Consider the following 9,752-nt stretch of genomic DNA (forward strand, 5'->3'; position numbering starts at 1 on the left):
TTTTCAGAAAATCTCAGTCTTTGTAGATAGGTTCAAGGGAGTAGGTGGAAAGATTTGATAAATCTAAAATAGCCGTTAAACTCCAGAGTATTTTAGTCTCATTCTAAAGGAACAAAATTGCATTGGTGGTGGTGTAGAATTATTTCCATCTACATCATCACCTTTTTATTTTCCGCTAAAATTGTATTGGTTAATCACCTCAAGCTCTATCGTTTGCACTCTTTTTAATTCTGTAATGTATGCCAAAGAAGATTCTACCAACAATTTTAACGTAAGTTCATCTAATGTCCATGGCTCATCTTTCATTTCTTTAGCTATTAAAGTCCCAAATTTCTTATAATCAGAAATAATTATATTGCGAGCCCTTAATCCCAAGGAATCCTCATTCGGAATATATTTCTGAAGAAACCTAGTTAAACGTGAGACAAAATTATTTAATTTCTTATCTAGTTTCTTCAAAGAATCCCCTTCTTGTATTATGAAATCTACAAATAAAATATGAAATTGTGTTCCACACTTATAGTAAAGAAATTCGATTGCGTTTTTTTGAATGCATTCATACTTTTCAAAAATATCATTCTCTTTAAGATAATAAAAATGAGAAGAAATACTTAATTGACTATGGCTATTAGAAAATTTAGGCATTTGTATTTCACCAACCACAAACATTTGCCAAAATGAGTGATATTCAGCATACGGAACATAGTCAAATAGCACGTTATTGTATATTTCTTTTAATTGGTCATCATCCCCATTTAAAACATCAATAAAAAGTTTTTCAAATAAGACTTTAGATAGGTCACTATTTTCAAAGTCTCCCCATAGTAATTTACGTTTATTTTTTTTAAATCCCAACTTTTCTGTTAAATGCACTAATAGTGATTCAGATATTAAATTTGGATTTTTCTTAGGATAGGCTTTCCCTCCTGCAATATTTTTGATAATAGAAAGATCATATTTTGCGTATCTTTGTTGCCGATCTTCTTTACTATCTTGGGTTAAATCCTTCAGACGTCCATCATAGTCAGCTTTACTTTCATAATCTGCTAATTGGTAATACGTCAAATTCAACTCTTTTTTTTTGGCACGTACTCTTTTCCCAATCTCAGAAAATATGTAATCTTTGGTTTCTGTATAAATCATTGAGCCTCCTAGGGTGGTGGAAAATTCATTGAAATCCACCTCTATAATAACATACTATCTACCACTCTTGGTTATTATACAATGAAAATGTCAAAGGAATCGCGAGTCCTGAGATAAATAAATCTATGCAATATGTACTAGTCATATATGCAAAACAGGAGAAATTCATGAAAACCAAAAACTCACTAAATGCATACAACGAAAAAACGGCACGTCAGTATATTTCTGACGACAAACCAATCATCAATGTTTCTTCTGAGATCGAAACACAATATAACTGGATTGAGGGAAAACGTACAGATGAGGTGACAGGCTACAAGCTCTACTTCACCCAAGAGGGAGTTAACCCATTCGCTGTGAAGTTTGAAAACAACCCATCGTTGCCACCGTTTCTATCAGAAGTAAAATTGGATAATCTGGAAGCCATTGAAATCCGCTCAAATGTGTATTTCCGTTCAGAAGGGGTGCGGGTTGTTAAATAATGAAGAACTCAGAACTTGAAGGCTACTTGCTCCAAGCTCTGAATATGGCATTGCAGATAAACGGTGAGACTTCTTATACCAACTCGTTTGATGTAAGGGTAACGCACGAAGGTTTTTACTTCGTCCCTCGCCTTCCCGCAAGCTATGTCGTTGATAACGAGCTTTATCAAAAAATTTATCTTATTAGTAACGCAGTTTTATATCCTGATTTTACGCTATTAAAGCAAGCAGGAGCTTATTTTGTCCCATTGAAAACAGATGATATTCATGTGAAACGTGCTCTTTTCTTTCCGTGGATAATTGGCATTTCTAAGCGATTGATTATCCGAGACATAGACCAATATGTTGCAAAATTACCAATAAACAAAGTCCCCGTCATGGAAAATTTTGAGTTCAATCTAAATAAGGTTACAAGCATTGCTATTGCAGGAAACTCGGGTTCAGGAAAATCTTATGCCCTTACCTACTTCCTATGCGTATTGAAAAAAAGTTCAAAGCTTGTGATTGTTGATCCTAAATTTGATATGCCAAGTAGATGGGGCAGAGAAAACAATGTCAAAGTCATAGCGCCAAGTGATAACAGGAATAAAAATGACTTTGTTTCAAGTGTGAATGCAGAGCTTAGCCAGTGCTTGGAGCTGATTCATCAACGGCAACAGGTGCTATACAATAACCCCCAAGCCGACTTTGAACACTATACGTTGGTAATTGACGAGGTTCTTGCATTGAGTGATGGTGTGGCAAAGCCGATTAAGGAAGCTTTCTTTAGTCTACTGTCTCAAATCTCTTTGCTTGGCAGAGCTTCAAAGGTTCATTTGCTCCTGGTATCACAGAGATTTGATAACAATGCGATTCCTATTTCTTGTAGAGAGCAACTTAATGTGTTGATTCAGGTGGGAAATATTAATTCTAAGACAACACAATTTCTATTTCCCGATCTGTCACTTGAGGGAATAGTCATACCACAAGGAATTGGAACGGGATTAATACAGGTTATTGACTCCGAGCACCCATTTCAAATTGTTCCATTACTAACACCAACATTTAATGATTTGAAAGGAATAATGTAGATGAAAAAAACCGGCAAATCATTCTTCATTCGGACGTTCCATATTAACGGATTTCTGTTATTTATTTCATTGATACTCCTCTTAGTTCGAGTTCCGTTCAAAATGATAGAAAGTTTTTTACACAATGAAACCAGCTCATTAATGACGGAATACTCAGAAATAATATCTAAAGTATTGGGGTCAATTTTCAATACATTGGATGGGGTAATTGTGCTATCTGTCGCAACAATGCTAATACTGGTAATTCCTGAACTGGTAACAAGGATTGTTCAGGACTCATTAGCAAATTGGTTCTATTCAATATGGGTTAGCTTCCGTTTGAGGAAATTCCTAATAAGACAGGCAGACCATGAAGGCGAAGGAATTTTCAAATTTAAACAGCATAATAAAGCAATTCGAAAATCCATCATTGATGTTAGGGAAAAGAAAATCACTTATATTATCAAGTTGCCAAATGGTGTTCAAGCACAAAAACTTATCTTAGAAACAAAAGAAATTCTTCGGGAAGAAATATCAAGTCGCTTTCCGGATTACACTTTCTCGAATTTTGAGCGGTATAAACACTGCCTGAGGATTGAAGGAACAAAAATTAGATAAAGAATAGCGGAGCTTTTGCCTGCCTTGGGCAGAAGCAAAGGAGCTCCGCTATTCTTGATAGATGGCAGGAAAAAGATATTCCACGGGGTTACTACGACCCCCGTGGGATCAATAATCAATAATCGAGGAATATGAACTATGGTAAAGAAAAAAGAGCAGAGAAGCAATAAATGGGCGTTCATTTTTTATCAAGAGAGTGCCCCAGAGAACTATTTGGAAATATTAGAAGAAATGCACATACCCTTTGTGTTGAGCCCTTGGCACGATAAGGACGTGAATAAAGAGACAGGGGAAATTAAAAAGGCACACAAGCACGGTGCACTATACTTTGATTCTTTGAAAAGCTATTCGCAGGTTTCAAGCCTGATTAGCGAAAAGCTTAACGCTCCAAAGCATGTTGAGATTGTGATGTCTCCAAAGGGAATGTATGAGTATTTCACACACGCTGAAAATCCAGATAAGACACCCTACCAAACAGAAGATATTGAGTGGGGGTGTGGATTTGAACTTGGGAAATTCCTTGTTGAGCATAATACGGGTGAATTTTTGAACAGCATTATTGATGTAATAGCAGAACATGATTTTAAGGAATTTGAAGAACTTGTAATGTACGCAAGAAATAATGATTATTTGTTGCTTGAGTTAATCGTTGATAAAACGTATTTCTTCTCAAGGTTATTAGACTCAAGGCGTTACAGTTCAGAAAGACCCACTAGGAAAATATATAAAGAAATGGGGGATGGTGATGAGTAAAACAATGGTGAACTCAGAAGACTTAAAGCGTGCTGGCTTCTCACCTTACACGGCTTCCAATATCATTAGACAAGCAAAACACTATATGGTACAACAAGGGTATGAGTTTTACGAGGGACGGCGTATTTCTGTTGTCCCCATACAGGCAGTAAAATCCGTTATCGGTGATGTTGAGTTGTCCGAAAAAACGGAGGAATAACTTTGCCAAAAACTAGCTACCAAGATATCTATCAAGACAAAAGTGGGCAATACTATTACGAGGTAAGCTTAGGCACGGACAAAATCACAGGAAAACGTATCAAGCGTAAAGGTCGCAAGTCGCAATCTGGAAAGAAATTTGAGTCAGCAAAAGAAGCTTATGCGGAAGCTATCCGCGTGAAAAATGACTTCCTGCAAACACAAGGTTATTCAGATTACGGCATGACCTTTGAGCAATTCATGAACAATGTTTACATTCCACATTATAAGACGGAGGTGACGGAAGATACATTTGAGTCACGGAATCCGACTTTGAAAATTCTGCTAGGACGTTTTGGAAAGAAACCATTACGGAAGATTACTTTGCACGATATTCAATTTTTCAGAACGTGGCTTTTGGATAAAAATGCGGCAGGATATTCACAGTCATACGCTTCAATGGTCTTTGGAATGTTAAAAAAAATTCTTGAATTTGCCGTAACTCTCAATTACCTTGATAAGAATGTTGCTCAACAAGTGAAACCAATTCCTAAAGTGAAAACGGATGTTGCTTACTGGACGAAAGACGAATTTGAGAAAGTAATCTCAAAGATTTACACCGAAGATTTTTATGAGCATTTGTGCTTTGTGATGTTGTGGGTCTACTATATGACAGGTGTTCGTGTGAACGAAGGAACAGCTCTCTGGTGGAATGATGTTGATTTTGAGAAAAAACAGCTTCGTGTTCATCATATGCTAGTTACTAAGAGTCGCAAGAATTACAATCGGAAGAACCACACGAAAACAGTTGATGGAAAACGGGTGCTTGCATTAGATAATGATACGATTGAAGTGTTGCGTGTATGGAAAGAACGACAAGCACAATACGGAAATATGGATTTCATTTTCTCCTATGATGGCTTACCCATGATTAAATCAACGATTGCCCGAATTATTGCTCGTTATGCGAAGCTTGCAGGTGCTCCAGTAATACAGGCAAAAGGACTACGTCATTCTCATGTAAGCTTTCTAATCAATGAATTAAATGCTTCGGTCTTGGTTGTCTCAAAACGTCTCGGGCACAGTTCGCCAGAAATTACGTTAAAACACTATGCACATTTGTGGCGTGGGATTGATGATGCTGTCGCCGAATCAATGGCAGGCATTATCAAAATTGAAACTGCAACGAGTAAGCAATTTACATTTGTCGGTAATCAAACGGTGAAACAATTGTCGCCAAAACTGTCTCCAAGGTAATGGAGAAACCTTAAAAATGTGATAACAACAGGCTTTATAAACTCTACCCTCTCTATTGAGTGGGAATAGTATTATAATGAAAGATCCATCTATCATTTTATGTATAGATGGATCTTTTTGTTTTTAAGTGATTACACGAACGAAAATATAAAACTTTGTAAAAATGTTCGTTTTTAAATTGACACACACCCTATTGTGAGTTAATATGAGTATGTAATTCAAACAAAAAGTGAATATTATGCCGTCGTATAATATCGGGGATATGGCCCGAAAGTTTCTACCTAGCTACCGTAAATGGCTTGACTACGAGGCGTTTTGATAAAGATGAGGGGAAACTTGTCTTTGTTTATAGAACGCTTCCATGTATATGCAATGGGAGCCTTTTTTATTTTCATAAATAAAAGAGGGCTAGGGAGAAGTACGGCGAGTAATCATATAACGGGGGAAACGTAGGATGAAACGCTATTTTCAGTTTGATGAGCTCGGTACGAATTATAAGACTGAGTTCATAGCAGGGTTAACGACATTTCTATCTATGGCTTACGTACTATTTGTCAATCCTGCTACGCTGTCGCTTGGAAATGTTAAAGGATTACCAGCAGGTACAGGGATGGATCCAGGTGCAGTATTCGTTGCTACAGCATTAGCAGCGGCGATTGGTTCGTTAATCATGGGGATATTTGCGAAGTATCCGATTGCTTTAGCGCCAGGTATGGGAATAAACGCGTTCTTTGCTTATACAGCGGTGTTAACGATGGGAATTCCGTGGCAAACGGCAATTGCTGGAACATTAATGTCAGGTATTATCTTTATTATTCTTACTGCTTCAGGTATTCGTGAAAAAATCATTAATGCAATTCCAGTAGAGTTAAAGTTTGCAGTAGCGGCGGGTATCGGATTATTCATTGCCTTCCTTGGATTCCAAAATGCCGGAATTATCGTAAAGAATGATGCTGTCCTTGTTGGGTTGGGGGATTTAACGAAGGGTACAACGTTGCTGGCGATTTTCGGAGTTGTTATTACAATCATCTTCATGATTAGGAAAATAAATGGTGCTGTTTTCTACGGTATGATTCTTACGGCAATCTTAGGAGTAGCAACAGGATTAATTGATACTCCGAAAGCTGTAGTGGGAGCAATACCGAGTCTAGAACCAACGTTCGGTGTGGCGTTAACTCACTTTGGAGATATTTTCACTGTTGAAATGGCGATTGTTATTATCACGTTCTTCTTTATCGATTTCTTTGATACAGCAGGTACGCTTGTAGCGGTTGCGAATCAAGCGGGATTAATGAAGAACAATAAATTACCACGTGCAGGAAAAGCATTATTTGCAGATGCGGTTGCAACTGTAATTGGTGCAATTCTAGGTACATCTACTACAACGTCTTACATTGAATCGTCTGCAGGGGTAGCAGCAGGAGGACGTTCTGGATTTACAGCAGTTGTAACAGCAGGATTCTTCTTACTGGCACTTTTCTTCTCGCCACTATTAAGTGTTGTGACACCAGCTGTAACGGCACCAGCTTTAATTATTGTAGGAATCTTGATGGTTTCGTCTTTAGGAGAAATTGATTGGAAGAAATTCGAGATTGCAGTACCAGCGTTCTTTACTATCATTTCAATGCCACTTACGTATAGTATCGCAACAGGAATTGCAATCGGGTTTATCTTCTATCCAATTACAATGGTTGTGAGTGGTCGTCGTAAAGAGATTCATCCAATTATGTATGTTATGGGAGTTTTATTCGTACTATATTTCATCTACGTTCGTAAATAAGAGGGGTTTTTGAAAGGTCTAGACTTAAGGGGAGTCTAGACCTTTTTTGCGTCTTCAGAAAATCTTAAGGATTTCCGAGCGTTTTTCTTCAGAAGTTTTCTTATAATAGAAGTTAGGGATTAAAAACTGATGGGGGAGATATTATGGCCGGGGAAACGATACTTGTTGTAGATGATGAAAAAGAAATTAGGAACCTTATTACAATTTATTTAAAGAACGAAGGATATAAAGTACTGCAAGCAGGGGACGGAGAAGAAGGGTTACGTATATTAGAAGAAAATGAAGTGCACTTAGTCGTATTAGATATTATGATGCCGAAAGTAGATGGTATTCATATGTGTATGAAAGTAAGGGAAGCGAAGGAAATGCCGATTATTATGCTTTCGGCAAAAACGCAAGATATGGATAAAATTTTAGGATTAACAACAGGTGCAGATGATTACGTAACAAAACCGTTTAATCCGTTAGAGTTAATCGCAAGAATTAAATCTCAGCTACGTCGTTATATGAAAATGAATGGTTTTGCTATTCAAAATGAGGACGAGTTAGAAATTGGGAATATGGCAATAAACATTTCAACTCATAAAGTCATTGTAGAGGGAGAAGAAGTGAAGTTAACTCCAAGGGAATTTTCAATTTTAGAATTGCTAGCTCGTAATCCAGGTATGGTCTTTAGTGCTGAGCAAATTTATGAAAAAGTTTGGAACGAAAGATCTTTCCAGTCTGATAACACTGTAATGGTACATATTCGAAAAGTACGTGAAAAGATTGAGGAGAATCCAAGGAAGCCGAGATATATAAAAACAGTATGGGGAGTGGGGTATAAGATTGAAAAAGATATTTAATCCATTTACTTATGTTAGGAAAGCTAGAACATTAGTGGAGAAATTAGTGAAGAGTGTACGGCGGAGTATAAGAATTCAACTGATTACTACTTTCGCAGCTTGTGCGTTATTAGGAGTTTTATCAACGAAAGCAGCAGCACCATTTTTTGAAAATGCAAATCGTGAGGCTACTATCGATTATCGAGCTGGTATGGAGCGGATTAATCAACAAGCTCAAAGTGCTGCAAATAGCTCAGTTCATGAAAATAAATTAGAAGCCATATCAAATATGATTGAAATAGAGAACCAAAATTTAGAGCAAGGATCTAGAGTTTTAAAGATATTGGTTACTGACGAAAGCGGGAAAGTTTTATATAAAACGAAGCAGGCACAAGAAGAGCAAATAGATTTGCATAATACGATTCGTAATGCAGCATCGTTTGCGATTAATTATACAAATGGTAGAGAAGTATTTGAAAGTACAAGAAAAGAGTTTATAGCTTTTTCACCTATTACTATAGAAGGAAAGAATTTGTACATGTTTGTTAGTGGGATTCCAGAGGGAGAAGTAATGTATGACACGCAAGAAGGGCCATTCCCGTTTTTAATTGGTGTGCTCGTATTCATTTTCTCTTTCTTCTATATAACAAAGAGAAAGATGAAGCAGATCGAAGCGATGGCAGAAGGTGTGAAAGAAATAGAAAAAGGAAACTTGGCTTATCGTATTGAGAAGAAAGGTGAAGATGAGATTGCGTCTTTAACTGAGAATATTAATAATATGGCAGAAGAGCTTATGAATAATATAGAAAAGGAACGTAAATTAGAGAAGCAAAAGAATGAGCTTATTACGAATGTATCTCATGATTTGCGTACGCCGCTTACTTCTATTATGGGATACTTACGATTACTTAGAGACTCTAAATATGAAAATAAAGAGCAACATGATGAGTATACTAAAATTGCTTTTGCAAAGTCGGAGCAGTTAAAGAATTTAATAGAAGATTTATTTGAGTATACGAAGTTAACGAATGAACAAGTTGTATTAGAAAAACAAGAAGTGTGTGTAAATGAGTTGCTTGATCAATTAATAGAAGAGTTAGTACCACAGGCAGAAGAGCACGGGCTTTCATTTGTTAAAAAATTTCCTGAAGAACGTGCGCATGCAATGATTGACTCGGAAAAGATGGTCCGTGTATTCGACAACTTGCTAATGAATGCGATTAAGTATAGTAAAGATGATGGAGAGATAAAAGTTTCTCTGCAAAGACAGCGCAGGGATATACAAATTGTTATTGCAAATCATAGTGAAGAGTTTACGAGAGAAGAGTTAGGGAACTTGTTTGAACGGTTTTATAAGAAAGATCAATCTAGAAGTAGAGTAACAGAAGGTTCGGGGCTCGGATTAGCTATTGCGAAAAGCATTGTTGAGTTGCAAGGTGGTAGTATTCGAGCTGAGTATGAGGACGGTATCGTTCAGTTCATCGTTTCATTACCAATTATAGAAAAATAATAAATGAATAGAATGTTATAGGATAAAAAGGCTTATTTTAAAAGGAATAAGTCTTTTTATATTTTTTTAGAAAAACATATTGACGATTAGAGTGTAGAGGTGTAATATAGGACAAGTCGCCGATAGCAACAACGCAGAAGGCGACAAAAGAAATAAAAA

10 protein-coding genes and 1 riboswitch are annotated in these 9,752 nt (G+C 36.7%); of the genes, 9 read left to right on the forward strand and 1 reads right to left on the reverse strand.

Translation table 11 applies throughout. From position 1 onward, the window contains the following. Positions 1 to 165: 165 nt before the first annotated feature. Positions 166 to 1,143, reverse strand: a complete 978-nt coding sequence (locus V7038_RS06665; RefSeq protein ID WP_335469594.1) for a hypothetical protein — start codon at positions 1,141 to 1,143, stop codon at positions 166 to 168. A 167-nt stretch (positions 1,144 to 1,310) separates the two neighbouring features. Between V7038_RS06665 and V7038_RS06670 the strand changes: the two genes are divergently transcribed. From V7038_RS06670 to V7038_RS06710, 9 genes are all read left to right on the forward strand, one after another. After that, positions 1,311 to 1,625, forward strand: a complete 315-nt coding sequence (locus tag V7038_RS06670; protein ID WP_335469596.1) for a hypothetical protein — start codon at positions 1,311 to 1,313, stop codon at positions 1,623 to 1,625. Next, a complete protein-coding gene (locus tag V7038_RS06675) occupies positions 1,625 to 2,695 on the forward strand; it encodes a cell division protein FtsK (protein ID WP_335469599.1) in 1,071 nt (356 codons plus the stop codon). Before V7038_RS06670 ends, V7038_RS06675 begins: the two co-directional genes overlap by 1 nt. Further along, entirely contained in the window at positions 2,696 to 3,292 is a 597-nt protein-coding gene (locus V7038_RS06680) for a hypothetical protein (protein ID WP_335469602.1), read from the forward strand. 138 nt (positions 3,293 to 3,430) lie between these two features. Then, complete coding sequence (locus tag V7038_RS06685; RefSeq protein ID WP_335469603.1) at positions 3,431 to 4,045, forward strand: replication protein; 615 nt, start codon at positions 3,431 to 3,433, stop codon at positions 4,043 to 4,045. Next, entirely contained in the window at positions 4,038 to 4,244 is a 207-nt protein-coding gene (locus tag V7038_RS06690; protein WP_021495189.1) for a DUF3173 family protein, read from the forward strand. Before V7038_RS06685 ends, V7038_RS06690 begins: the two co-directional genes overlap by 8 nt. A 2-nt stretch (positions 4,245 to 4,246) precedes the next feature. Beyond that, positions 4,247 to 5,479, forward strand: a complete 1,233-nt coding sequence (locus tag V7038_RS06695) for a tyrosine-type recombinase/integrase (RefSeq protein WP_335469605.1) — start codon at positions 4,247 to 4,249, stop codon at positions 5,477 to 5,479. Positions 5,480 to 5,703: 224 nt separating this feature from the next. Continuing rightward, positions 5,704 to 5,805: riboswitch (purine riboswitch) on the forward strand. 128 nt (positions 5,806 to 5,933) lie between these two features. Continuing rightward, positions 5,934 to 7,259 (forward strand): NCS2 family permease, encoded by a 1,326-nt coding sequence (locus tag V7038_RS06700; protein WP_002113447.1) that lies wholly within the window; start codon positions 5,934 to 5,936, stop codon positions 7,257 to 7,259. Positions 7,260 to 7,402: 143 nt separating this feature from the next. Then, entirely contained in the window at positions 7,403 to 8,104 is a 702-nt protein-coding gene (locus V7038_RS06705; RefSeq protein ID WP_002113448.1) for a response regulator transcription factor, read from the forward strand. After that, a complete protein-coding gene (locus V7038_RS06710; RefSeq protein ID WP_002113450.1) occupies positions 8,088 to 9,593 on the forward strand; it encodes a sensor histidine kinase in 1,506 nt (501 codons plus the stop codon). The genes V7038_RS06705 and V7038_RS06710 overlap by 17 nt, the downstream gene beginning before the upstream one ends. Positions 9,594 to 9,752: the final 159 nt, after the last annotated feature.

The organism is Bacillus sp. JJ783, assembly GCF_036963225.1.
Lineage (GTDB): Bacteria > Bacillota > Bacilli > Bacillales > Bacillaceae_G > Bacillus_A > Bacillus_A cereus_U.

Coding starts and splice junctions, on each gene's coding strand:
- V7038_RS06665 (WP_335469594.1), bottom strand. CDS start 1,143: ATGATTTATACAGAAACCAAAGATTACATATTTTCTGAGATTGGGAAA.
- V7038_RS06670 (WP_335469596.1), top strand. CDS start 1,311: ATGAAAACCAAAAACTCACTAAATGCATACAACGAAAAAACGGCACGT.
- V7038_RS06675 (WP_335469599.1), top strand. CDS start 1,625: ATGAAGAACTCAGAACTTGAAGGCTACTTGCTCCAAGCTCTGAATATG.
- V7038_RS06680 (WP_335469602.1), top strand. CDS start 2,696: ATGAAAAAAACCGGCAAATCATTCTTCATTCGGACGTTCCATATTAAC.
- V7038_RS06685 (WP_335469603.1), top strand. CDS start 3,431: ATGGTAAAGAAAAAAGAGCAGAGAAGCAATAAATGGGCGTTCATTTTT.
- V7038_RS06690 (WP_021495189.1), top strand. CDS start 4,038: ATGAGTAAAACAATGGTGAACTCAGAAGACTTAAAGCGTGCTGGCTTC.
- V7038_RS06700 (WP_002113447.1), top strand. CDS start 5,934: ATGAAACGCTATTTTCAGTTTGATGAGCTCGGTACGAATTATAAGACT.
- V7038_RS06705 (WP_002113448.1), top strand. CDS start 7,403: ATGGCCGGGGAAACGATACTTGTTGTAGATGATGAAAAAGAAATTAGG.